The following is a 24453-nucleotide window of genomic DNA, read 5'->3' as shown; positions in this document are numbered from 1 at the left end:
CCATAAAGAAAAGGTGGCAACGGCAACAAGAATAAGGACAGAAAACAAAAGTATTAATAGAATACGCATTTGATCACCGCGTGGATTAAATTTTATTACTGTATCGTAATCACTCTCATACACAAGTTATAATGGGAATAAAAACGCCGCATATTTTAATATGCGGCGTTTTTATTTGATGCTAAGCTCTGCATTTCCAATAAATGGACTTTCAATCGGCTAGGTCAGCGCTGCCTGTCTGGCAGCAGCGCGCGCTTCAACACGCGCGCGAATGGCATCGACGTCCGCACGTGGCGTCGCGGCAAACAGCTTCTTCGTATAATCGTGCTGCGGATTGTTGAACACGTCGTCACGCGCCCCATATTCAACCACTTCACCGAAATACATCACCATCACCTCATCGGCGATATAGCGCACCACCGAAAGGTCGTGGCTGATGAAGACGTAGGTCAGGCCGAACTCTTCCTGCAGGTCGGACAACAGGTTGAGAACCTGTGCCTGCACCGACAGATCGAGCGCGGAAACCGGCTCATCGAGAATCAGCAGCTTCGGATTGAGCATCAGCGCGCGTGCAATGGCGATACGTTGGCGCTGGCCGCCGGAGAACATATGCGGATAGCGGTTAAAGTGTTCGCGACCGAGACCAACCTTCAACAGCATCTGCATCGCCTTGGCGCGACGCTCTTCAGCCGACATGTTCGTGTTCAGCAGCAGCGGTTCGGCCAGCACGTCGCCGATCTTCTGGCGCGGATTGAGCGAACCGTAAGGGTTCTGGAACACGATCTGCACCTTCTGGCGCATTTCAGGCGTCAGCCCGTCACGAGCGATGTTCACATCCTTGCCACCGATTTTCAGATCGCCGGAAGTCTGTGGGTCGATCATGGTCAGGATGCGCGCCAGCGTGGACTTGCCGCAACCGGATTCGCCCACGATTGCCAGCGTCTTGCCCTTTTCTAGCTTGAAGCTGACGCCTTTGACGGCATGAACCACCTTCGGCTTGCCAAACAGGCCGCCGCCGACATGATAGTCGCGCTTGATATCGCGCGCTTCGAGAACAACCTCGCTCATCGCGCTTCTCCTGCACTGCTATTGTCAAAGACGAAATCGGACACCGTCGGCAGACGGTCGCCAGTCGCATTTTCCGGCAAAGCTGACAGAAGCGCACGGGTGTAAGGGCTTTTCGGCGCGGAGAACAGCGACAGCACGTCAGCGTCTTCCATCTTGTGGCCCTTATACTGCACGATGACCCGATCCGCCGTTTCGGCGACGACACCCATATCGTGGGTGATCATGATCAGACCCATGCCATGTTCCACCTGGAGCCGCATCAGGAGATCGAGGATCTGCTTCTGGATCGTCACGTCGAGAGCCGTGGTCGGCTCGTCGGCGATCAGAAGCTTTGGATTGCAGGCAATCGCGATAGCGATCATGACGCGCTGGCACTGACCACCCGACATCTGATGCGGGAAACTGCCCAGACGTTCGGCAGCGTCGCGGATACCGACAAGCTCTAGCAGTTCGATAGCGCGGGCACGGCTCGCCGACCCGTTCATACCCATATGCTGCTTGAGCACTTCCTCAAGCTGATAGCCAACCGTGAAGCACGGATTGAGACTGGCAATCGGCTCCTGGAAGATCATCGAAATGTCGCGACCAATGATCTGGCGGCGCTCCGAACTGGAAAGCGTGCGCAAATCCTTGCCGTCGAACGACATCGTGTCTGCCGTCACAGTCGCGGTCTTTGGCAGAAGGCCCATAACGGCCAGCATGCCCACCGACTTGCCCGAACCGGACTCGCCGACAATGGCCAGAACTTCACCCTTGTCGACCTTGATATCGATGCCGTCGACCGCCTTGAATGGACCGGTCGAAGTATCGAACGAAACCGTAAGGTTCTTGATTTCAAGCAAAGCCATCGATCAGCTCCTCTTGAGTTTCGGGTCAAGCGCATCGCGCAGACCGTCGCCGATCAGATTGATGGCGAGAACAGTGATCAGGATTGCCAGACCCGGGAAGGTCACAACCCACCAGGCGCGCGTGATGAATTCGCGCGCTTCGGCAAGCATGGTGCCCCATTCCGGCGTCGGCGGCTGTGCGCCCATGTTCAGGAAGCCGAGCGCCGCCACTTCGAGAATGGCGTTGGAGAACGACATGGTGGCCTGAACGACCAGCGGTGCCAGACAGTTCGGCAACACGGTCTTGAACATCAGACGCAGCCTGCTTGCACCGGCAAGCTTGGCAGCCGTTACATATTCCCGCTCCTTTTCCGCCATCACCGCAGCACGCGTCAGACGCGAAAAGTGCGGCAGCAGAACCAGCGTGATCGCGATGACTGCATTCGTCAGGCCCGGCCCGAGAATAGCCACCAGCACCAGCGCCAGAAGCAGCGACGGGAAGGACAGCATGATATCCATGACGCGCATGAAAGCGGCATCCACGGCTCCGCCCAGATAACCGGCCAGCACGCCAATCGTGATGCCGACGCACATCGAGATCACCACGATCACGAAGCCGACCAGCAGCGAATATTGTGCGCCGTAGATCAGGCGGGACAGGATATCGCGGCCCACGGCGTCGGTGCCGAGAAGGAACGACGTCGAGCCGCCTTCCTGCCATGCCGGAGGCTTCAGGAAGAATTCGCGGAACTGTTCCGTCGGATCATGCGGCGCGATCAGCGGCGCAAAAATGGCCATCAGGACGATGGCGATGAAAACCCAGAGGCCGATGACAGCGCCACGATTGACGCTGAAATAAAACCAGAAGTCCTTCAGCATCGCCATGCGGCTGACGCCGGGCGTGGCGGTATCCGTGGCGACGGGTGTGTTTGTTACATTGCTCATTGGAACCTCACCTGTGCCGGATTCGCGGATTGACCAGACCATAGAGCAGATCGACAATCAGATTGACTGCCATAACCAGCCCCGCGATCAGCAGAAGTCCGCCTTGCACGACCGGATAGTCGCGGCGAGAGATCGAATCGAGCATCCATTTGCCGATGCCCGGCCAGGAAAAGATCGTTTCCGTCAGGATTGCGCCAGCGAGAAGCACGCCAACCTGCAGACCAATGGTCGTGATCACCGGAATGAGTGCATTGCGAAGCGCATGCAGTCCGACAACCCGGCGGGTCGGCAGGCCCTTGGCGCGCGCCGTGCGCACATAGTCTTCGCCCAGCACTTCCAGCATCGCCGAACGGGTCTGGCGCGCGATGACCGCAAGCGGGATGGTCGCCAGCACGATGGTCGGCAGGACAAGATGCGACGCAGCCGATGCAAAAGCACCCTTCTGCCCCGACAAAAGGCTGTCGATCAGCATGAAGCCAGTGACGGGCGGGAAGAAAAACAGCAGCGAAATACGGCCCGATACCGGGGTCAGCTGCAGATAATTCGAGAAGAAAATGATGAGGAGCAGGCCCCACCAGAAGATCGGCATGGAATAACCGACAAGGGCGACACCCATCAGCGACTGGTCGAACCACGACCCGCGCTTGACGGCTGCAACAACGCCCGCCGGAATACCGATCAACACGGCCAGAATGATTGCGCAAACGCTCAATTCCACGGTGGCCGGGAAGAGCGAAAAGAACTCGGTCAGGACCGGCTTCTTGGTGACGATCGAAAGGCCGAAGTCGCCATGCAACAGGTTCCAGACATAGTCGAGATATTGCTGCCAGAGCGGACGGTCGAAACCGAATTGCGCCATAAGCTCAGCATGACGCTCGGGACTGACACCACGTTCACCGGCCATCAACAGCACCGGATCGCCCGGCAGCACGCGCACGAAACCGAAGGCGACGATGGTAATCCCGATGAAAGTCGGCACCAGATAGGCCAACTTATTCAGAAAAAAACGGAACATAGAATAAACTCCGACCGGGAGCGGAGGGTTGACCCCTCCGCTCCCGGCCGCTGGTGTTGAGACGAATTACTCTGCGATATCGACGCCGGTGAAGCGATGGATACCCACTGGGTCCATCTTGTAGCCGGAGACCTTGGAGGACATCGGCATGAACACGGTCGAGTGATCGAGAGTTGCCCAAGGAGCCTGCTCCTTGAAGACGACCTGCGCCTGCTCATAGAGCTTGGCACGTTCGCCCTGATCGGCAGTGACCTTGGCCTTCTGGATCAGATCTTCGAACGGCTTGTAGCACCACTGGGCACGGTTGTTGTTGCCAACGCCCGAGCAGCCGAGCAGAACGCCGAGGAAGTTGTCCGGATCGCCATTGTCGCCGGTCCAGCCCATGATGGCCGCACCGTCACGGTCCTTGTCGGACGACTTCTTGAGATATTCACCCCATTCCATCGAAACGATGTCCACGCCAACGCCAACCTTTGCGAAGTCCGACTGGATCAGTTCGGCCACGCGGCGGGCATTCGGCATGTACGGACGGCTGACCGGCATTGCCCAGACCTTCATCTTCAGGTCCTTGACGCCAGCAGCTTCAAGCGCCTTCTTGGCTTCTTCCGGGTTGTACTCGTCGTCCTTGACGTCGTTATTATAGCCCCACATTGTCGGCGGGATCGGGTTCTTGGCAACTTCGCCCGAACCCTGGAACACGGCATCGACGATGGCCTTCTTGTTGATGGCCTGGTTCAGCGCCTTGCGCACTTCAGGCTTGTCGAACGGAGCGACCAGCGTGTTATAGGCAAGATAGGCAACGTTCAGACCTGGCTGTTCGTCAACCTTGAGGTTCGAATCGGCCTTCAGACCTTCGATGTCCGCCGGAGCCGGATAGGACATGATGTGGCATTCGCCAGCCTTCAGCTTCTGCGCGCGCACAGCCGGATCGGTCGTGATCGCGAAAACGAGATCGTCGATCTTTTCCTTGCCGCCCCAGTAATCCGGGTTAGCCTTGTAGCGGATCACAGCGTCCTTCTGATAGGCGACGAAGGTGAACGGGCCGGTTCCAAGCGGGAACTGGTTGAGATCATCCATCTTCTTGTCGGCCTGAAGCTTGTCGGCATATTCCTTCGACAGGATGGATGCGAAATCCATGGCCAGATCAGCGAGGAACGGAGCTTCCGGACGGCTCAGCACGAAGGTGACAGTGTGGTCGTCCACGCGCTTGATCTCCTTGATCAGCGTCGGGAATTCCATGCTGTCGAAATATTCGTAGGAAACACCGGCAGTATATTCGTGCCAGGGATTGTCCTTCTTGGCCTGACGCTCGAACGAGAAGATCACGTCATCGGCGTTGAATTCGCGCGTCGGCGTGAAAAAGTCGGTCGTCTGGAACTTCACACCCTTACGCAGGTGGAAGGTATATTCGAGGCCGTCCTTCGAAACGTCCCAGCTCTCGGCGAGACCGGGTTCAATCGTGGTTTCGCCATGCTTGAACTCGACGAGACGGTCATAGGCCGTGCGCGACGAAGCATCGAACGTATCCCCGCCCGTATAGGCAGCCGGATCGAAGCCTTCAGGCGAAGCCGGCGAGCAGTAAACGAGTGTCTTGGCAGATGCAGCACCGCTCATAAGAGCCACCAGCGCGGTTGCAGCCAGGAGTGTTTTGTACATTTTCATTTTATTGTCCGCCTCCACGGAAAAGTCTGCCGCGCGCACCCCATTGCTCGCAGCTTGGCCTATCGAAACGCTTGGTTCCTTACTTTGCAAGCGCAATTGTTAGAACCAGTTCACATTCTTATGCGTTTACCACCCATATTTTTAGATTTTAATTTCTTCGAAACGCCATATTGCGGAAAATTGCGCTAAGAGCGGTCAAATCATAATATTATTTGCGTGAATTTTCGCATAGGGTCATGCAGCTGTCGCATAGCGCCTCTGGAATCGCCGGAATTGCGGGCAATATCAGCGGCAGGCCCCTGTTTTATCGCCAGAAAATCGACTAAGAACTAGACAAAAGAACTCATATTTACGGCGGCCCGATGACCGAGACCAAAGAAAAGACCGAATCCCCTATCAGGCCGACAACGCCGGAAGCCATTCAGCTGGCCAAGACATTGATGCGCACGGCACGCTATGGCGCCCTTGCCGTGCTGGATGCAAAAACCCATCGCCCGCTGGCAAGCCGCGTGGCAACGGCCACGGACACGGACGGCACACCGCTCATTCTGGTTTCGGGACTGGCGGCCCATACTCCAGGTCTGCTTGCCAACCCCGCTTGTTCACTATTGCTTGGCGAACCCGGAAAAGGCGATCCGCTTGCCCATCCGCGCATCACCCTTCACTGCGAAGCCGCCAAGGTCGAGCGGACAGCGGACGACTATCCGCGCATTCGCCGCCGCTATCTGAACCATAATCCCAAAGGCGCGCTTTATGTCGATCTCGGTGACTTCGCGTTCTTTCGCCTGCATGTTTCGGGCGCCAGTCTGAACGGCGGGTTCGGCAAAGCCTTCAATCTCACATCGGAAGACCTAATCTGTCCCGCCCACATAGCCGAAAGTATAGCTCCCAACGAACAGGACTTTCTTGATAGCGTCATAGAAAGTGGAGAAGATGCGATTGCTGCCCTTGTCACCGAAATGATCGGCGCAGCAGCAAAGCCATTGAAGGTCGCGGGGATAGATCCCGACGGTATCGACATTGCGGTTGGCAATGAGATGGTGCGACTCTCCTTTTCGCAGCGTTGCGGCACGGTCGCAGAAATACGCTCCGAACTGCCAAAAATGACCGCCGCGCCCCGCTGAAACAAATTCACTGTCTTTTTGGGACAAATTTGCGCGATTTAAACACGAGCGCATTTAAGCAAGGCCTTTTCAAACGAAATGGCAGCCTTTAAATTTGAATGCGTGTTCCAAAAAGGAACCGTCATTTGAAACTACCAGCGGTCTTACGGGGGTATGACAGCAAATGAACCAAGAACATACTTTTTGTGATTTAACAGAAAATGCAGATCAGGCAGCAGATTTTCTTTCAGCACTCGCAAACAACAAGCGACTATTGATTTTATGCAAGCTGCTCCACAATGAAATGTCGGTTGGCGCGCTCGCCAAGGCGATTGACCTCAGTCAGTCGGCATTGTCGCAGCATCTGGCCAAATTGCGGGCTCTCGACCTCGTTTCGACCCGACGCGATGCCCAGACCATCTACTATATGGTTTCGTCACCGCATATCGAGTTGATGTTGTCGACGCTCTCAAGTCTCTATATGAGTCCGACACCGCGCCGGCAGGAACAGCCGGTACTAGCCATCGCTTAAGCATGAGGTTACAGCCGTGCAATGAAATCAGAAGATCATTTGCACGGCTGTCTCCAACGCATTGACGATCCGGACGACGACCGCCTTTCCCCCTATCGTGACATCCGCGAAAAAGACCTCGTCGGACGCCAGAAGCGTTTCATTGCCGAGGGCAAAGTCGTCATCAATGTCCTGTTCTCCTCCACGGCACGTTTTGAGACAGAATCGTTGCTCGTGCTGGAAAATCGGCTCGAAGGGCTGACGGAACAGCTGGCGCAGATCCCCACAGGCACCCCGGTCTATTGTGTACCGCAAGCCGTCATGGATGCGGTTGCTGGCTTTCATGTGCATCGCGGCATTCTTGCCGTCGGACGCCGCAAGCCCCAGCCGGAATTGGCTGACTTGCTGGCCGCGCTCCCGCAACAATCGCTCGTCACAGTACTGTGCGGCATATCCAATCACGACAATGTCGGTTCCATCTTCCGCAACGCTGCCGCCTTCGAGGCCGATTGCGTGCTGATGGACGAAACCTGCTGCGATCCGCTTTATCGCAAGGCCATTCGCGTCTCTGTCGGCGCGACGCTGAAAGTGCCCTATTTCCACGGCGGACGCATTGACGAGATTCTCGCCGCGTTGCAGGATGCAAACTTCAACGTGCTGGCGCTCAGCCCATCGTCAGAAACCAGCATCTATCAGGCAACCGGACATGATCGTCAGGCGCTGTTGCTTGGCACAGAAGGCGAAGGACTGCCGCAGCGGCTTCTGGAGCGACTCCAGACAGCCCGCATTCCCATGTCGAAGGAATTCGACAGCCTGAATGTTGCTACCGCCTCCGGCATCGCCCTGTCGCGTTTCAGCCGGTTTCAGTAGACCTCGTGCTTTAGCTATCTGTTTTTCCGCACATCTTGTCCGAAAACCGTTTCACACTTTTCGGGATGGGCTCCCAGCAAACGGTAAAAGCGCAGCGATCAACCGCCCGTCAATGGCCGCCAGCCCGGCGGCAATCATTGCCATGCCGATAAAATGCTTGGCTTGCAGGGTCTCACCCAGAAACAGCACACCGAGCAGGATCGCACTGACCGGTATGAGAAACGTCACCAGCATCAGATTGACCGCGCCCGCCGTCGAGAGGATGCGGAAGAAGAGCACATAGGCAAGCGCAGTTGAGAGCAGCGCGATTCCGACCAGCGCACCCCAGGTAGCAGCGCTTGGTGCGGCCAGAGTCCACGGATGATCCACGATCAGGGCAACCGGAATGAGCATGACGGTCGTTGCCGTCACCTGACCGGTGGCCGTGATCAGCGGCGCGACGCCCATCGCCTTGAAACGGCGTCCGAAAATACCGGCGAAAGCATAGGAAAGTGCGGCGCAGAGAACAGCAAGCTGCGGCCAGAGATTATGGCCAAGTCCACCAATGGCGTCAGGTCCGATCATGATCGCCACACCGCAGAAACCGATCAGAACCCCCACGACCTTGTTGCGGGTGATCTTTTCGTCCGCGGTGAGAAAATGCGCAACGATCACGCCGAATAGCGGTGTCGTCGCATTGAGGATGGAAGCAAGCCCGCTGGCAATCTGCGTCTGGCCCCAGACGATGAGACAAAACGGCAGCAGGTTGTTGAGAAAACCCATACCGAAAAAGGCAGCCCAGATACGCCGATCCTTCGGCATGGACAGACCCATCAGACGGATCAGCACCATCAGGGCGAGCGCCGCCAGAGCAACGCGCAGCGTGACAATGCTGAATGGCGGCAGTTCCCGAACTGCAATGCCGTTGAAGAAGAATGACCCGCCCCAGAGCACGGAAAGCACGAGCAACATGCCCCATTCTTTCCAGCCCATCACCTTTTGCGTCGTCATCGCCAGCGCTCCCGAAATTCAATAATTGGGCTCTACCATAGCCAGACTAGGCCAACTGAGCCGGATTGACTTCCCGTTTATCGCTTTTAAATTCAATGCTTGGCAAACGAGTGTTTCTCGCAGGATGAGTGAGTAAAACTAAACTATGCATGCACCACTCCCCTCCCTCAACGGACTGCGTGCGTTTGAAGCCACGGCCCGGCGCGGCAGTGTAACATTGGCGGCGCAGGAACTGAATGTGACGCCCGGCGCTGTCAGCCTTCAGGTGCGCGAACTGGAAATGTCGCTTGGCATCACGCTGTTCACGCGCAAGCCGCGCCGTCTTATCCTGACAACAGACGGCGAACAGTATTTTGCGGCTTTGCGCACGGCATTCCGCACCATTCGCGAGGCAACGGCGCAGCTCAAAACCCGTGCGCTGCCCATACTGACAATCAGTTGTACACCCAGCTTTGCCATTCAATGGCTGACGCCGCGGCTTTCGCTTTTTGAAGCGTTGCACCCGCAGGTCGATCTGCGCATCAGCCCATCCAACCGGATTGTCGATCTTGAGCGCGACGGTATCGATGTTGCGATACGCCATGGTTTCGGAATCTATCCCGGGCTGGAAAGCGAGCGGCTGATTGATGATGATCTGACGCCGGTGTGCAGCCCTTCCCTTTTGACGGGCAAGGATCGCGATCCTGCAGTGCTCGAAAACTCTACCCTGCTCCATGACGAGCATAGGCATGACTGGCGTTTATGGCTGGAGGCGGCGGGTCTGAGCACCATCGACGCATCCAACGGGCCGATCTTCCTCGACAGCAATGGCGCTATCGAAACAGCGAAAGCCGGGCATGGCTTTGCGTTGGTGCGCCGGTCTCTTGTGGCGCGCGAGATGGAGGACGGCACTCTGGTCGCGCCCTTCTGTCAGGAAGTCGCCAAGGGTTTCGCCTATCATCTGGTCTATCCGGCAACGGCGCTGGAACGACCCATCGTGGCCGCGTTTCGGGATTGGGTGCTGTTGCAGGCAAAAAAATAGGCGGGTGCTAACACCCACCTATGATTTGTTTTGCTCTCTGAACCCGGCTCAGGCCGCCGAAGCGCTCGCCGTGCTGGCCACCAGACGGCGCAGCATTTCTTCTGCCTGCGGTTCACGTTCGGAGCGACCGATGAAACCGCCACCGAAAACGCGCGCCGTATTGCTCTCGTCGGAATAAAGCACGCAGGCCTGTCCCGGTGCGATGCCGCTTTCGCCATCCACCAGTTCAACCCAGGTCTTGCCACCGGAGTGGCGCAGAACGGCCGGACGCGGCGGACGCGTGGAGCGAACCTTGGCGAAAACTTCCATTCCGCCTTCCGGCAGATCGTCGATTGGGCCATCGCCCAGCCAGTTGATATCGCGCAGGAACACCTTGTGCGTTTCCAGCGCCTCACGCGGGCCGACGATGACACGCGCATTGGCGGCATCGAGATGCACGACATAAAGCGGCTCACCGGTTGCAACGCCGATACCGCGACGCTGGCCGACCGTGTAATGCACGATGCCGTCGTGACGGCCAAGCGTGCGACCGTCGATATGAACGATATCGCCCGGATTGGCCGCTTCCGGCTTCAGCCGGGAAATAATGTCGGAATATTTGCCCTGCGGCACAAAGCAGATATCCTGACTATCCTGCTTCTTGGCAACCGTCAGGCCCATTTCCTCAGCGATTTCACGCACCTGCGCCTTTGGCAGATGGCCAAGCGGGAAGCGCAGATAATCGATCTGCTCCTGCGTGGTCGCGAAAAGGAAGTAGCTCTGGTCACGATCCGTATCGACCGGACGATAGAGCGAGCGATGCGCACCATTTGCACGGCTGCGAATATAGTGACCCGTCGCCAGAGCATCCGCACCAAGATCGCGCGCGGTCTGGAGAAGATCAGCGAACTTGACCGTCTGGTTGCAGGAAACGCATGGGATCGGCGTCTCACCGCTGACATAGGAATTCGCGAACGGGTCGATCACGGCTTCGCGGAAACGCGCTTCGTAATCGAGAACGTAATGGGGAATGCCGAGGCTTTCCGAAACGCGGCGGGCGTCTTCAATATCCTGTCCTGCACAACAGGAGCCGGCGCGATGAACCGCTGCGCCATGATCATAAAGCTGCAGCGTCACGCCGACGACGTCGTAACCTTCACGTTTGAGAATCCCGGCCACAACAGATGAATCGACGCCGCCCGACATGGCGACGACAACGCGCGTGTCTTCCGGCTTTCCCGGCAGATCGAGGCTGTTCAGGCTCATGATTGATTCCAGCTTCCGGGCATGCGCCCTGCTTCTCAAAATTCAGATTTCTAAGGCCTATATAGGCGAAACTGCGGCAATTTGCCAAGGTGTCGCATAATAAACATTGGTCGAATTGCGACCTGGCCCGCACACTTCACCGTGAAATTCACCGAAAAACGCCCAAATGTCGTCGGGCCATTCATTTTTCTTCGAAAATTTTTCAAGTGTTACCAGAGTGTTACCGGCAGTTTAGGTAATTTTTAAAGCTGTGGCGCTAGTCTCACACTCGATTAGGTCCTTGAGTGTTGTGTAGAGAGTACAATGACCGATCTGGTAAGACCGCGTATAAAGTATGTAATTGGTCCCGATGGCAGCCCGCTGACCATTGCGGACCTTCCCCCCGCCAATACAAGGCGCTGGGTCATCCGCCGCAAGGCCGAAGTTGTCGCTGCTGTTCGCGGCGGACTTCTGAGCCTTGAGGAGGCATGCCAGCGTTATACATTGACGGTGGAAGAGTTCCTTGGCTGGCAGTCCTCGATCGATGAGCATGGTCTCGCCGGTCTCCGGACGACCAGAATTCAGCAATATCGGCACTGATGGATCGTGCCGGGTTGAACAGTCGTTCAATCATTCGACCGATTCAGCCCATAGATCTGACAAATTGAAAACCGGCCCTCTGGGCCGGTTTTTGTTTGCGCAATTCATTCCTATGTTGAAGACTGTATGTGTTCAATCTGGAGGATGGCATGAGCGGAAATATCGAGATTCGCAAGGAAGACAGTTCCGACGGCGGGCGCTATGTGGCGTCGCTGGATGGCAGCGAAGCCGAAATGACCTACACCAAGCTGGGGCCTTCGCTCATTTCCGTCGATCATACACGCGTACCGGAGTCCATGCGCGGCAAGGGCGCGGCACAGGCACTGGCCAAGAACGCCATTCTCGATGCGCGCCGCAATGGCTGGAAAATCATTCCGCGCTGCAGCTTCATGCATGCGCAGGCAACGCGTCACCCCGATTGGTCTGATGTGATTACCAACGGCTGATAAAGCCAGCAGGAAACTGAAACGCCGACCGGATTAATATCTGGTCGGCGTTTTCGCGAATCATGAATGATGGGATCGGAGAACGATCAGCCCTTTGGCAATTCCTGAATGCGGCTTGCGAGGCTTTTGGAAACAGCCTTGCCGTTCTTCCCGCTTTTGCCACCTGCCGCCGTCTCTGCGGCTTGCAGAATGCCGTGAATAGGCGAATCGGGGCCTTCCTTGTCCGCGGTTGCAGCAACCATGCGGGCAGCAAGCTCCGCCATTTCCTCGCGAAGCGCCGCATTCTGCCGCGTGATCTCGGCTTGATCCTGATCGGACAGCGAAACAGCGACTGCACCACCGCGCGAAAAGCGTTCCAGCTTTTCCTGTGCGTCGGATAGTTCGGAAATCAGCTTTTCCAGCTTCTGCTGCAAATCGCCGTTTCGACGTTTCTCGCTCTTCAATTCAGTCTGCGCCGAGGTGAGCTGCGTTGAAAGCTCGTTATAGCGGGCAGTTGCTTCCTTACGGTCACGGCGCATTTCGGTTATCTCGCTCGACAAGCGGCCACGTTCAGCCTCATTAGCGCTTATCTCGATACGCAGCGTATCCGCAAGCCCTTCCAGCGCAGTGTAATGGCTTTGAACGCGTTCAAGCTCGGCTTGCAGGATTTCGGACTTTTCCGACGCTGTCTCTTGCGACGACTTGGCCTCCGACAGCGTCTGATCCTGATCCACCAGTTTCTTCTCGATGGTGGACTGGCTTTCCTCAAGCAACGGAATGCGCTTCAGCTCTTCATATTGACGTCCAAGGGTAACCGCCTGTTCGGCTGCCTTCTGGCGTTCCCGCTTCAACTGCTGCTCCAGCTTGCTGATCGCGACGGCGAATTCCGCACGCAAGCCATCCTTGTCAGCCCGGATTTCAGCAAGCGTGATCGGCAGTTCGGCCTGAACCTGTCGTCGCGCTAGAAAGAAAGCGCGCCGCCAGACCGATGGCCCAAGCAGGATCAGGACGAAAACCGTCACAAGAACGCCAAGCAGGAAGAAGAGTGCCGACTGGATCAAGGTTTCACACGAAGTTGAGCTTTTTGCAGCCAAACAGAACCATCAACTGATGGTAGCGCATAGGTCTGGAATGCGCAAAAGGCTTTCTTGCACCGAAACATTCCGGGTGCAGAACAGCCTTCGCGCAGCCGAAATCCACAACAACCTAGAAGGGATTCCAGGTCGGAGCCGCGGAAACCTTCAGATAGCCGATATTCACACCAAGCCTTGCGCCAACGCCAGTGCGGATCGGTACGAGCACAATGTTTTCGCGCTTCAGCACATTGAACCCGACGCCTGCAACGACATAAGCCGAACCGGCAACGCCCGCATAGCGGCCGTAAAGGTTCTGGATATCGTCCAGATTATAGACGAGCATCATGACGCGTGAGCCCTGACCGCCGAAATCCCAGCCGAGCGAAGGGCCCTGCCAGTAAGTCTTATGGTCACCGGCATTCTTCGTATAAAGCGTGCCTTCGCCATAGGTCAGTCCGCCGATGAACGCGCCGGAACCTTCTTCACCAAGAACATAGCCGTTCGGCAAGCCGAAGCTCTGGAACGCTTTCTCGACGGCGCTGGCAAGCCCGCCCGAAGCCGAGCCAAAGAACCGATGACCGGAATCGACGATTTCCTCGGCGGTGTAGGTGTTCTGCGCCCGTGCCTGATGCGGCAGAGCGAGGATGGAGACAAACAGTGCCGCAAGAAACGCGATGTAATACGCCGCATTGCGGAAACTGGTTTGCGACAGGGATGGTATGGCCATTTTTATTTCCTTCTGGCTACCGCTTCTCTGTCTGACGCCCTGTTAAAAGCATGACGCCGCCTCTTCCGGGCTTTCGCGTCGAATCGCGCATATTGTAAACGCTAATTTATTGTCCAAACCTTTATGAGCGGAAATTGGCGTTACAAAGGCGAAAATCCCTCGTCTTCATCAACGCGCCTACATCGATAAGCTGATCTCAAAAAAGACAGCTTTGTTGCGGCTTTCTAGTGTGGCGTGTATCCAGTTAAACCGACATTCAGGGCGATTCGCCCATCTTCATGCCGCGCGTCAAACGACAGGTTTTACGGGCGGTTTCGTTAACCGATCAGGACGCGACCGTCCGGCCGAAGCGCCGCGGAGCCGGGTCCATCCGCGTTCCGGAGAAAGCGCCATGCCACTACCCGTTACCCTTTCCGCACTCGATCTCGGTGCGCTTCTGTGCAGCAGGATCTGTCATGACATCATCTCGCCGGTTGGCGCGATCAATAACGGTCTTGAACTGCTGGAAGAAGGCGGCGCAGACGAAGATGCGATGGCGCTGATCAAGTCGAGCGCACGCAACGCCTCGGCCCGTCTCCAGTTTGCCCGCATTGCCTTCGGCGCTGCCGGTTCAGCAGGCGTGCAGATCGACACGGGCGACGCGCAGACCGTCGCCACCGAATATTTCAAGAACGAGAAGCCGGAGCTGACCTGGGAAGGCACCCGCGTGCTTCTGCCCAAGAACAAAGTGAAACTGCTGCTCAATATGCTGCTGATCGCCAATGGTGCGATCCCGCGTGGCGGCTCGCTTGCTGTGCGTCTGGAAGGCGGCGATACCGAACCGCGCTTCGTCATCACGGTCAAGGGCCGCATGCTGCGCGTTCCGCCAAAGTTCCTGGAGCTGCATTCCGGCGCCACCCCGGAAGAGCCAATTGATGCGCATTCCGTGCAGCCTTATTATACGCTGCTGCTTGCCGAAGAAGCCGGCATGACGATTTCTATTCACGCGACGGCAGAAGATATCGTATTCTCTGCCGAGTAGGTGAATTTGGAGCGCGGGTCCGCCCGCGCTCCTGCTGACATGATGACAGCAGGCAACGACCGTGTGACGTGAGGTGTTTCAGGCAGCTGCCCGCTGCCTTTCTGGGGGAAATTCGATGGGAGACGAAGCAATGGCCGGCTATTGCCTGTTGGTTGACGATTCATCCGTCATCCGCAAGGTAGCGCGCCGTATCCTGTCCGATTCCATCGCAGAATTTGCCGAAGTCTCAACCGGACATGACGCGCTCGACAGTTGCGCATCGCGGATGCCGGATATCATCCTTCTCGATTTCGACTTGCCGGACATGACCGCCCTCGAAGTCATCCCGGAACTGCGCGCCTTGCCCGATGGCCAGCATCCGCGCATCATCATTTGCCTCTATGAACTCGACGTCACGCGGATCATGCGTGCCAAACGCTCCGGCGCGGATGGCTACATATTGAAGCCCTTCGACCGCGCCTATCTCACCGAGCAATTCACCGCCTTGATGAGCGCCGAGCAGCCGAGGCGCCCGCGTCTGGCGTGATACGGGTTTTGGCGATACGTCGCGACAAAACCACCTGATCCTCGAACTGCCAAAAACAAAAAGCTCCGCCGAAGCGGAGCTTTTTATTCGATGACCGTAAGGTCCGGACCGATCAGGCGCTTTCGCGCAGCTCGGCATCCGGCTCGCGCAGCACATAGCCGCGGCCCCAGACGGTTTCAATGTAGCTCTGGCTACCGGAAACTGCGTCAAGCTTCTTGCGCAGCTTGCAGATGAAGACGTCGATGATCTTCAGTTCCGGCTCGTCCATACCGCCATAAAGGTGGTTGAGGAACATTTCCTTGGTGAGCGTCGTACCCTTGCGCAAGCTGAGAAGCTCGAGCATCTGGTATTCCTTGCCCGTCAGGTGAACGCGCTGGCCGGAAACTTCCACCGTCTTTGCGTCCAGATTGACGATCAGATCACCCGTGGTGATGACCGACTGTGCATGGCCCTTCGAGCGACGAACGATCGCATGAATACGCGCGATCAGCTCATCCTTGTGGAAAGGCTTGGTCATGTAGTCGTCAGCGCCGAAGCCAAGGCCGCGAACCTTGTCCTCGATGCCGGCCATGCCGGAGAGGATCAGGATAGGCGTCTTCACCTTGGAAAGGCGCAACGTACGAAGAACTTCGTAACCAGACATATCCGGCAGATTCAAATCCAGCAGGATGATGTCGTAGTCATAAAGCTTGCCGAGATCGATGCCTTCCTCGCCCAGATCGGTCGTGTAGACATTGAAACTCTCGGACTTGAGCATCAGCTCAATGCTCTGTGCGATAGCACTGTCGTCTTCAATCAAAAGGACGCGCATCTCTTATCCCCTTTCCGCAGCCGACCAGATGTCCCTCAAGGCGGCACACGGAACCGTCGTTGCCTCTGTATGAAGGTGCCAGCAAATGGTTAACAAAATATGATTCTGGTTGGCAAGCATATTTATGCCCTGTTTAGAAAATTCTCGTAGCGATCTGAATCATAAGGAGATTCACTTTCTCATGACTCTAAAGCATCACTTTAAGAATTCTCGCTAAGCGATTCATCCGACTCTAGGTTTCACCTGTTGCTCAAAAACCACATTAGGTTTACCGAGCCTTAAGTCCTAACGCGTATGATTAACCTCGCCGGTAAAGGAATGGTTACCAAACGGGTGAAATCTTAACTTTTTGTTTCGCTACGAGGGGTGATTTCCGACAACGGCCGCGACGCTTTCCCTCTTTGGGGCTGGATTCGCGGGGGATTCGCGGTGTGAACGGGCGCATTTTGCTTATTCACACTTGTTAATAAAACATGGTCCGACCGCGTGAAACGAGGGTCGATGAGACCATGTTTCGAATGAATTGGTTTAGAGCGCCGATCCGATAAGCAGGATCGAACCGTTGTCTAGACTCAGGGGGGAACGCCCCAACACATGGAAGCTGGTTGGTGTTCAAGGAGTATTGCGTATGAAGCCACGTGAAAGCCTAGTCAGGCTGAAACTGTTCCAGGTGAAGGAAAAGCGCCGTCAACTGGGCCAGCTTGACCTGATGATCGGCGAGTTCGAGCGAATGGCTGGAGAACTCGACGCCCAGATCCTGTCGGAAGAAAAGAAAGCCGGCATCACCGACATCAATCATTTTGCCTATCCGACCTTCGCCAAGGCTGCACGCCAGCGGCGTGACAACCTGTTCGGTTCGATCGGCGATCTGATGTCGCAGAAGGAAGCGGCCGAAGCAGAACTGGCCGTCGCCGAGATCGAGCTTTCCAAAGCCGAAGCACTGGAAGAGCGTGACGGCGGCAAGGCGCCACGCGAAGTCGTTGAGCGTCCGGCCAATCAGCGTCGCGCAATGATCGGCTGATCAACGGCGAAACGATTGCGATTTTCAAGGCACTGCCCTTCTTTGTAACACTACAGTTGCAAATTCGTCAGGCCGTGGTGAAACGAGTGATTTTCGAGCACCGGAGCGGAGCGTACTTTTGGGTACGTGAGCACCGGAGCGCAGGAAATTGCTCGTTGCAGCCCGGCATGGTGAAGAATGCAACTGTAGTGATAAGGGCGGTGCCTTTGCGTCTGTATGCCGGGCCAGCAAACAACAGCCAGTTGGCTCTGTCCGCATCGGCGACATAAAAACTTGGTTTGCATCCCGCCTCACCCGCATGTAGGGAAGACGTGCAATGCAGAAATCCGCCCCCTCAGGGCTTAAACCAGCCCCAAGCAAGTTCAATTTCAGCAAGACGCCCAAGCCGGTCCAGTGGGGCCTGCTTCTGGTGGTGTCGGTTGTTTTGATTGTTGTCGGGGAGCTGCTGCATCTTCCGGCAGCCTTGCTGCTGGGCGCGATGATCGGCGGCATCCTGATGGCCGCTGGTGAAAGCACATTGCGCGTTCACAGCCAGCTTTCGACACTTGCGCAGGCCGTGGTCGGCCTGTTGATTGCCCGTGCGATTACGCCTGAGTTCTTCTCCAATATGGGGCGGCATCTGCCGATCATCCTGATCTCGATGCTCTTCGTGCTGTTTTCCAGCACGCTGATTGGCTATCTGCTGGCGCGGTTCCGCGTCCTGCCAGGCACAACCGCCGTCTGGGGTTCCTCTCCGGGTGCTGCCACCGCAATGACACTGATGGCAGAATCCTTCGGCGCAGACGCGCGGCTCGTCGCGTTCATGCAGTATCTGCGCGTCGTGCTGGTTGCGACCACCGCATCGCTCGTCGTGCGCCTTGGTGCGGGCGTGGAAATGGCAACGCCAGCTGCAATGGACTGGTTTCCACCGCTCAACCCGTCCAGCCTTGGCGCTACGCTGCTTCTCGTTGTCGCTGGTGCGCTTCTTGGTCAGATCTCGCGCATTCCAACGGGCGCCATGCTGGTGCCGCTGGTGCTGGGCGCGATCCTTCAGGATACCGGCGTCATGACCATCGACCTGCCGCCATGGCTGCTGGCGATCAGTTATACGCTGATTGGCTGGCGCATCGGTCTTGGCTTCTCGCGTGCGATCATCGCGCATGCAGCACGGGCCTTTCCCGCCGTGCTGGCCTCGACGCTGATTCTGATCGCCGTCTGCGGCCTGTTCGGCATGGCGCTTGGCCACATGCTCGATCTCGATCCCCTCACCGCCTATCTGGCGACAAGCCCGGGCGGTGCAGACACAGTTGCCATCATCGCCGCATCGACCAATGTCGACCTGCCCTTCATCATCGCCATGCAGACGAGCCGTTTTTTCGTGGTGCTCTTTGCGGGACCGGCGATTGCCCGCTTCGTCGCCAAACGTGTGGAAAGAAGCCTGGCAAAACGTCCGGAAAAATCAGGCAAATAAAAAACCCGGCTTTCGCCGGGCTTTTCTTCAACTGAACTGACCAGATCAGGCTTTCTTGCCGTGGAAACCACGGATAGCGCCGATGATCTTGTCCTGATCGGCTTCCGAGAGATACGGATGCATCGGCAGGCTCAGAATACGCGATGGCAGGGCTTCCGAGACCGGCAGGCCGCCCGGCGCAACCGGATAGTGCTTATATGCCGTCTGCTGGTGCAGCGGCTTCACATAATAGATCACCGACGGCACGCCCTCGGCCTGAAGATGCGCCTTCAGCCCGTCGCGGTTTTCGCTTTCGATGGAATATTGCGCCCAGGCGGAACGGTTACCGGCAGGCAAGGCCGGAACTTTCACCACATCCTTCAGCGCTTCATTGTAACGCTTGGCGATACGGTCGCGCGCTTCCATTTCGTCTTCGAGAATTGCAAGCTTTTCCAGAAGAACAGCAGCCTGGATCGTATCGAGGCGCGAGTTGAGACCAATGCGAACATTGTCATACTGCGTTTCACCCTTGCCGTGGAACAGCACGGAGCGCAGCGTGTTGGCAAGTTCGGCATCATTGGTGAACATTGCACCGCCGTCACCATAGCAGCCCAGCGGCTTGGCCGGGTAGAAGCTGGTCGCACCGACATGACCGAAAGCACCGCACATGACGTTGTCGCGCTTGCCGCCGATGGACTGTGCGGCGTCTTCGATGACGAACAGGCCTTCGCGCTCTGCAATCGCGGTGATGCGGTTATAGTCGGCAGCAAGGCCGAACAGGTCGACGGGAATGATTGCCTTCGGCTGCAGGCGGCCTTCCTTGCGGATAGCGGCAATGGCAGCTTCAAGCTGTTCGACATTCATATTGTAGCTGGTCGCGTCGACATCGACGAAAACTGGCTCCGCGCCGACAAGCGCTACAACTTCCGCGGTCGCGGCGAAGGTGAAGGAGGGAACGAACACTGCATCGCCAGGACCGATGCCGCGTGCCATCAGAGGCATCTGCAGGGCGTCGGTGCCATTGGCGCAGGCGATCACATGTTCGACGCCCAGATATTCGCCGAGCTTCTTCTCGAACTCTGCCACTTCAGGCCCGAGAATATAGCGGCCTTCCGCAACAACCTTGGAAATGGCGGCATTGAGACGGTCTTCGATACGCGCGCGCTGCGCTCCAAGATCAATAAACTGCATGTTGGCTCCATAGAGTTGGCCTCGCACGAACCACGTGCGAATCCTTGGCACCTATTTATTCGCTTGCGCCCCGCCCTGCCATGGCCGGGGCGTTCAAAGTTTTGCGAATGCTGTAACACCGCTTGACGAAACGTAAGCTCCGCCCGCGACATCTTATTTGTTATGCTTCACGGATCCTTCGGTCAGAATCCGCAGAACATCGATCGCTTCCTTGCCATCGGTCCGCGGCGTCTCGCGCGTTTCGATGCAATGCATGAAATGTTGCAACTCGCGGGTAAGCGGCATGCCTTCCTCGACCGGTATATAGATCGGGTCTACGAACTTGAAAGCCCACTGATCGTTTTCCCGCCAGACTTCGTGCTTGTAGAGAGCAAGCTTGCGGTCCCACGGTTCGCCGTCATCGAAGACAGCCATGCCCTTGGTGCCGGTCACGCTGAGGCGACGTTCGCGATATGCATTGAGCCGTGAGGCAAAAAGATGTCCGCGAATGCCGCTCGGAAATTCCATGTGCACATGCGCAAAATCGTTCAGATGATCGATGATGGCCGTGCCTTCGCCGCGAATGGCGCTTGGCTCTTCGCCGGTGATGGCGAGAATCATCGACAGGTCGTGCGGCGCGAGATCCCACAGCGCATCGAACTGCGCATGGAACTTGCCGAGACCGACGCGATGCGAATGAACATAACGGATCTCGCCAAGTTCACCGCTCTTGACCATGTCGAGAAGCTTCTCGAAAGCCGGATGGAAACGCAGAACGTGCCCAACCATGAAGATGCGACCGTTTTCGCGCGCCGCGGCCACTTCTGCTTCCGCCGATGCGACATCGAGCGCAATGGGCTTTTCGACAAGAACGTCCTTGCCGTTCTTCACAGCTTCGGTCGCATATTGCGCGTGGAACTGTGCAGGCAGGGCCAGAACGATAGCGTCGACGTCTGGACGGGTGAACAATTCATCGACCGGAACATTGGGAACGCCGAATTCGGAAGCGAATCGTTCGGCATTTGCCGGATTGGCGTCGGAGACTGCCTGAAGGGCGCCGAGGCTCTTCAGGGTACGAATGTGGTTGCCGCCCCAATAGCCGCAACCCAAAACCGCAATACGAGGTGCCATGAAACTATGCCTTTGCTTATGCACAGTTCCTTATCGGTGCAAATGATGGAAAACAAGACGAAACCTGTGCGAAGAGTGCTTGACAGGTTTTCATTCCCCACATATACCGCCGCCATTCCTTGCAGGAACAATGCTTTGTCCCACCGGAAACGGTGACGATAAAAAGTTCTGCAAAGCGACGCGTGGCGGAGTAGCTCAGTAGGTTAGAGCAGAGGAATCATAATCCTTGTGTCGGGGGTTCGAATCCCTCCTCCGCTACCATCGTCTCCTTCCAGCCGATTGAATCGAATATCTGGTCACGCATTACTGCTGCCGCCATCTGTAAAGCACTTTGCGGACAGATGTGGGGATGAGCGCTTGGTAGAAATTTCTAGCCTGATCTGTGAACCGTCCGACTGCAGCCGTCGATCCATTTATAGAAGCAAGCAGATCATTCGTTGCATCAAGCCGGTTTCCAACGGAAACAGAGCTTTCCTGGGCATCCTTTCGAACATCTCTTAAGCCTGCTTCAACATCACCAAGGCGTGCCAGAAAAACATCTTGATAATTGTTCTCTTGATGCTGGCCCAGCTCAGTGGCAATCGCATGCCATTTTCTTTTCTCGCTGGTCACGACCAGTTCTTCGATCCAATGCGCCGATGCCAGATGGCATTCTGCCGTATTAAGCGGCGCATGGTCTTCAACGGCTTTCTGATAAATCCGCACATAGTCGTCGATATAAGCATCAAGCCCGGCGACTGATCGCATATAAAGCATCACCCCGTGTGCATCATCCGCATCATATTCGGATATGGCTTGTGTCACATTTTCAATCGTCGTCGGCTGGGACAAGAGCCCAACGCCCAAATTCCAATCCCGCCATCGCTCGATATTCGCGGTCGAAAGACGACCTGCAAAGCCCCGGGCGTCACAGACGATCACGCTACAACCCACTGCCGCCGCTTCGATTGCCATTCTCGCGGTTGCAAAAACGATGTCGTAATTCACGAGATCTTTTTCGATTTCACCAGAGATCTTACCAGTCGCGGGGCCCATCTCGTCCAGCGTGACATTCATAATCGCGCAGGCTTCTCGCACCGCCTGCTGATGTTCGCGGTTTTTGGTGAGTAACAGACCCCGCACGGGCTTTGTCGGGAGAGGCTGTCGCGGCTTGAAGCGCTTTAAATCCACCGCGTTGTGAATGATGCTCAAGCGATCCGATGGAACGCCGCGCGATAGACTTTTCGCCCGGCACGCCTCATCAACCGCCACCCATTGACGAATTTGCGGATGAAGCATCGGCGCCTCAACCTCAAAAAAAGAGCTGTGGCACGTAAACACGACAGGCACATCGGGAAATCGCGCCATGGCGATCAGCGTCGGCGTCAAATGATGGGCATGAATAACATCAGGCTTCTCAGTGATTTGGTCAATACGATCATGGACTTTATGCCCCCTCGCGCGCATTCCTTGCGCCAGACCGCCCAGCGTGGGCGCAAAGACCACCACTTCGTGTCCCGCCTGGCGCAAACCGTCTGCTAACAAGGCAGACACAGTTTCCGTGCCCGAATTCGAGAACATGAACAGATTTGTGATGAGAACGCGCACTTCAAAAGCCCTTGCAATTTATAGTTAGTATGCGAAGGATTAGCTTATATATGACGCAGAGGCCACATGCCCCAACCAACACTGAACATCCTGATTCTGGCACATCCGGGCCACGAACTTAGAATTCACCATTGGTTAGAGCTTCACCGGCCGACGGTATATTTATTGACGGATGGATCAGGCGGCAAGCTATCATCCAGAACCCACTATTCCAGAGCTGTTATTGAAAACGCAGGCGGGTTGCCCGGTGCTGTCTTCGGCACAATAACGGACAAAGCGTGGTACAGCGCGATACTAGGTGGTCAAAGCGCATTTTTCACAACAATGCTCAATGCAATTCTCGATGACATTCCTCTGGACCGGCCTGTACAGATTATTTCTGATGCATTGGATGGCTACAATCCAATGCACGATATGGCCTGGGCGTTCGGTAAAATGGTTCAGCATCGTCTTGTCGCATCGGCCATTCCGGCGCGTCATCTTTGTTCTGCGGCAACTACAAATGTTGCGGGAAAAACGGAAGTCGTGCTTCAGCTGAATTCAGCCGCGCGAAGCAGAAAGATCGCCGCAGTCGAAAAATACACGCCTTTGGCAGAAGAAGCGCAGAGAATTTTGGCGTGTGACCCGACAGCCTTCGATTGGGAAACACTTATTTCGCAGGATTTTGATTGGCAGAATGACTATTCGCCACATTGGGAAACTGTCGGACAAAGCCGTGTCCAAAGCGGCCTTTACCCCGAGTGCATCACATATAACGGACATATCCGTCCGATCTGGAAGCAGCTGTTCTCCGAAACTTGTGCTCGCTCATCCGTTACTATGGGCTAATTCTTCAAACTCTCGTCGAAAATGAAAGCCGGTCCAACAACGCGAACCGTTCGGTCCGTCAGCGGCGCAAAGGCCGCCGTGGCGACCGTATCAACTGTATCGGCATTGCGCGCGGGGCGATTATCCGGCATCGGCATGACCACATTGCGCATAGCTTTGGCGGATCGATTGCTGGCACGCAGCTCGCTCACCTTGGCGACATAGCCCGCCCAGTCGCACTTCTGGAAGTTTCCGCTATCATGATAATTGTACGCGGTGGGCAGGTCGGCATAGGACTTGCCGCTGGTAGCGGAAATCATATCCGCCGTTTCGCCATTCGGGTCGCTCAGAACATAAAGATCGACATTTTGATTCTGGCAAATGAACCGGCATTGAGCCAGCGTTTCCGGGGTGCTCTCCGCTTTGTCGAATTGCGAATGCGGTGCCGGGAACAGGTAGCCATCGGAAAGCCGCACGCAATAGGTCAGCGCGCCCTTGCCACCCCAGGACGGCGTCGATTTGTCGTCGGCCTTGGCCGTGACATTCGCTGCCTTTGGCCGGTCCACGCGCGCGCTCTGTGTTGCAGACGATGCGTTGGAACAGGCCCGCGACGCGAGCCCCGCCGAAATCTGCCGCTGCACCTCTGCGATGCGCACCGACAAATCGCGACAGGCATTGAACAGCCCACCGCCGCTATCGCCTTTGCAGCCGCGCGCCCGCTCCATGCCGCGCAACGCAGTAAGCTGTCTTTGCGCCATAAGCTCGGAAGCACTAGCCGCCTGTGAACAGGCCGCCTCCGCCAGTTGGGGGTAAGCTAAGAGGCCAAACAAGAAAAGCAGGGCGACAGTTTTTGTCATGACAACACCCTTTGGTCTTCAACCTTTGA

Annotated in this window: 25 protein-coding genes and 1 tRNA gene; 12 read left to right on the top strand and 14 right to left on the bottom strand. The window is 56.4% G+C overall.

What is annotated here, in order from left to right; translation table 11 throughout:
- Positions 1–219: 219 nt before the first annotated feature.
- The 5 genes from FHW00_RS04810 to FHW00_RS04790 form a co-directional block, all read right to left on the bottom strand.
- Positions 220–1068 (bottom strand): dipeptide ABC transporter ATP-binding protein, encoded by an 849-nt coding sequence (locus tag FHW00_RS04810; protein WP_078338786.1) that lies wholly within the window; start codon positions 1066–1068, stop codon positions 220–222.
- Positions 1065–1916, bottom strand: a complete 852-nt coding sequence (locus tag FHW00_RS04805; protein WP_078338787.1) for an ABC transporter ATP-binding protein — start codon at positions 1914–1916, stop codon at positions 1065–1067. The genes FHW00_RS04810 and FHW00_RS04805 overlap by 4 nt, the downstream gene beginning before the upstream one ends.
- A gap of 3 nt (positions 1917–1919) precedes the next feature.
- A complete protein-coding gene (locus tag FHW00_RS04800) occupies positions 1920–2780 on the bottom strand; it encodes an ABC transporter permease subunit (RefSeq protein ID WP_162762627.1) in 861 nt (286 codons plus the stop codon).
- A gap of 67 nt (positions 2781–2847) precedes the next feature.
- A complete protein-coding gene (locus FHW00_RS04795) occupies positions 2848–3855 on the bottom strand; it encodes an ABC transporter permease subunit (RefSeq protein ID WP_078338789.1) in 1008 nt (335 codons plus the stop codon).
- A gap of 66 nt (positions 3856–3921) precedes the next feature.
- A complete protein-coding gene (locus tag FHW00_RS04790; protein ID WP_078338790.1) occupies positions 3922–5517 on the bottom strand; it encodes an ABC transporter substrate-binding protein in 1596 nt (531 codons plus the stop codon).
- Between the two features lie 362 nt (positions 5518–5879).
- Here FHW00_RS04790 and FHW00_RS04785 point away from each other — a divergent pair, with 362 nt between their 5' ends.
- The 3 genes from FHW00_RS04785 to FHW00_RS04775 all read left to right on the top strand — a co-directional run bounded on the left by FHW00_RS04785 (position 5880) and on the right by FHW00_RS04775 (position 8001).
- Entirely contained in the window at positions 5880–6641 is a 762-nt protein-coding gene (locus FHW00_RS04785) for a HugZ family pyridoxamine 5'-phosphate oxidase (RefSeq protein ID WP_078338791.1), read from the top strand.
- Between the two features lie 163 nt (positions 6642–6804).
- Positions 6805–7152: an ArsR/SmtB family transcription factor gene (locus FHW00_RS04780; RefSeq protein WP_078338792.1), complete on the top strand. Its 348-nt coding sequence runs from the start codon at positions 6805–6807 to the stop codon at positions 7150–7152.
- A 21-nt stretch (positions 7153–7173) separates the two neighbouring features.
- Positions 7174–8001 (top strand): TrmH family RNA methyltransferase, encoded by an 828-nt coding sequence (locus FHW00_RS04775; protein WP_078338793.1) that lies wholly within the window; start codon positions 7174–7176, stop codon positions 7999–8001.
- A 51-nt stretch (positions 8002–8052) separates the two neighbouring features.
- On the opposite strand, the gene FHW00_RS04770 is transcribed toward FHW00_RS04775, so the two are convergent.
- On the bottom strand, positions 8053–8991 hold the full coding sequence (locus FHW00_RS04770; RefSeq protein ID WP_078338794.1) for a DMT family transporter: 939 nt from the start codon (positions 8989–8991) through the stop codon (positions 8053–8055).
- 145 nt (positions 8992–9136) lie between these two features.
- Between FHW00_RS04770 and gcvA the strand changes: the two genes are divergently transcribed.
- Positions 9137–10012 (top strand): transcriptional regulator GcvA, encoded by an 876-nt coding sequence (gene gcvA, locus FHW00_RS04765; RefSeq protein ID WP_078338795.1) that lies wholly within the window; start codon positions 9137–9139, stop codon positions 10010–10012.
- A gap of 48 nt (positions 10013–10060) precedes the next feature.
- Here gcvA and mnmA read toward each other — a convergent pair whose 3' ends face one another.
- Positions 10061–11257 carry a tRNA 2-thiouridine(34) synthase MnmA gene (gene mnmA / locus FHW00_RS04760; protein ID WP_176168316.1) on the bottom strand — a complete coding sequence of 399 codons (1197 nt, stop codon included), beginning with the start codon at positions 11255–11257 and terminating at the stop codon, positions 10061–10063.
- 303 nt (positions 11258–11560) lie between these two features.
- Between mnmA and sciP the strand changes: the two genes are divergently transcribed.
- Both sciP and FHW00_RS04750 read left to right on the top strand, forming a co-directional pair.
- Positions 11561–11836 (top strand): CtrA inhibitor SciP, encoded by a 276-nt coding sequence (gene sciP / locus FHW00_RS04755; protein ID WP_010659559.1) that lies wholly within the window; start codon positions 11561–11563, stop codon positions 11834–11836.
- Positions 11837–11985: 149 nt separating this feature from the next.
- Positions 11986–12282: a GNAT family N-acetyltransferase gene (locus FHW00_RS04750; RefSeq protein WP_078338875.1), complete on the top strand. Its 297-nt coding sequence runs from the start codon at positions 11986–11988 to the stop codon at positions 12280–12282.
- Positions 12283–12368: 86 nt separating this feature from the next.
- On the opposite strand, the gene FHW00_RS04745 is transcribed toward FHW00_RS04750, so the two are convergent.
- The gene (locus FHW00_RS04745; RefSeq protein ID WP_176168318.1) at positions 12369–13298 is read right to left on the bottom strand and encodes a hypothetical protein; all 930 of its coding nucleotides are present in this window, start codon (positions 13296–13298) and stop codon (positions 12369–12371) included.
- 169 nt (positions 13299–13467) lie between these two features.
- Positions 13468–14064, bottom strand: a complete 597-nt coding sequence (locus tag FHW00_RS04740) for a DUF1134 domain-containing protein (RefSeq protein WP_078338797.1) — start codon at positions 14062–14064, stop codon at positions 13468–13470.
- 391 nt (positions 14065–14455) lie between these two features.
- On the opposite strand from FHW00_RS04740, the gene chpT reads away from it, so the two are divergent.
- The gene (gene chpT / locus FHW00_RS04735) at positions 14456–15085 is read left to right on the top strand and encodes a histidine phosphotransferase ChpT (RefSeq protein WP_109369542.1); all 630 of its coding nucleotides are present in this window, start codon (positions 14456–14458) and stop codon (positions 15083–15085) included.
- 115 nt (positions 15086–15200) lie between these two features.
- A complete protein-coding gene (locus tag FHW00_RS04730) occupies positions 15201–15611 on the top strand; it encodes a response regulator (RefSeq protein WP_078338798.1) in 411 nt (136 codons plus the stop codon).
- Positions 15612–15723: 112 nt separating this feature from the next.
- Here the strand turns inward: FHW00_RS04730 and ctrA are convergent, their stop codons facing one another.
- On the bottom strand, positions 15724–16422 hold the full coding sequence (gene ctrA, locus FHW00_RS04725; protein WP_078338799.1) for a response regulator transcription factor CtrA: 699 nt from the start codon (positions 16420–16422) through the stop codon (positions 15724–15726).
- 628 nt (positions 16423–17050) lie between these two features.
- Here ctrA and FHW00_RS04720 point away from each other — a divergent pair.
- Both FHW00_RS04720 and FHW00_RS04715 read left to right on the top strand, forming a co-directional pair.
- Positions 17051–17443: a flagellar export protein FliJ gene (locus tag FHW00_RS04720; protein ID WP_078338800.1), complete on the top strand. Its 393-nt coding sequence runs from the start codon at positions 17051–17053 to the stop codon at positions 17441–17443.
- A 316-nt stretch (positions 17444–17759) separates the two neighbouring features.
- Complete coding sequence (locus FHW00_RS04715) at positions 17760–18893, top strand: AbrB family transcriptional regulator (RefSeq protein WP_078338801.1); 1134 nt, start codon at positions 17760–17762, stop codon at positions 18891–18893.
- A 45-nt stretch (positions 18894–18938) separates the two neighbouring features.
- Here FHW00_RS04715 and FHW00_RS04710 read toward each other — a convergent pair whose 3' ends face one another.
- Both FHW00_RS04710 and FHW00_RS04705 read right to left on the bottom strand, forming a co-directional pair.
- Complete coding sequence (locus tag FHW00_RS04710) at positions 18939–20063, bottom strand: DegT/DnrJ/EryC1/StrS family aminotransferase (protein ID WP_078338802.1); 1125 nt, start codon at positions 20061–20063, stop codon at positions 18939–18941.
- A gap of 153 nt (positions 20064–20216) precedes the next feature.
- Entirely contained in the window at positions 20217–21173 is a 957-nt protein-coding gene (locus tag FHW00_RS04705) for a Gfo/Idh/MocA family protein (protein ID WP_078338803.1), read from the bottom strand.
- A 184-nt stretch (positions 21174–21357) separates the two neighbouring features.
- Between FHW00_RS04705 and FHW00_RS04700 the strand changes: the two genes are divergently transcribed.
- Positions 21358–21434, top strand: a tRNA-Met gene (locus FHW00_RS04700).
- A gap of 42 nt (positions 21435–21476) precedes the next feature.
- On the opposite strand, the gene FHW00_RS04695 is transcribed toward FHW00_RS04700, so the two are convergent.
- Positions 21477–22760, bottom strand: a complete 1284-nt coding sequence (locus FHW00_RS04695) for a glycosyltransferase (protein WP_078338805.1) — start codon at positions 22758–22760, stop codon at positions 21477–21479.
- Between the two features lie 66 nt (positions 22761–22826).
- Between FHW00_RS04695 and FHW00_RS04690 the strand changes: the two genes are divergently transcribed.
- Positions 22827–23588 carry a hypothetical protein gene (locus FHW00_RS04690; protein ID WP_078338806.1) on the top strand — a complete coding sequence of 254 codons (762 nt, stop codon included), beginning with the start codon at positions 22827–22829 and terminating at the stop codon, positions 23586–23588.
- Here FHW00_RS04690 and FHW00_RS04685 read toward each other — a convergent pair.
- Complete coding sequence (locus tag FHW00_RS04685; protein WP_078338807.1) at positions 23585–24424, bottom strand: DUF2865 domain-containing protein; 840 nt, start codon at positions 24422–24424, stop codon at positions 23585–23587. The genes FHW00_RS04690 and FHW00_RS04685 overlap by 4 nt on opposite strands.
- Positions 24425–24453 lie beyond the last annotated feature (29 nt).

The sequence above is a fragment of the Ochrobactrum sp. P6BSIII genome (assembly GCF_014138065.1).
Taxonomy (GTDB): domain Bacteria; phylum Pseudomonadota; class Alphaproteobacteria; order Rhizobiales; family Rhizobiaceae; genus Brucella.
This window is presented reverse-complemented; position numbering and strand designations above follow the sequence as displayed.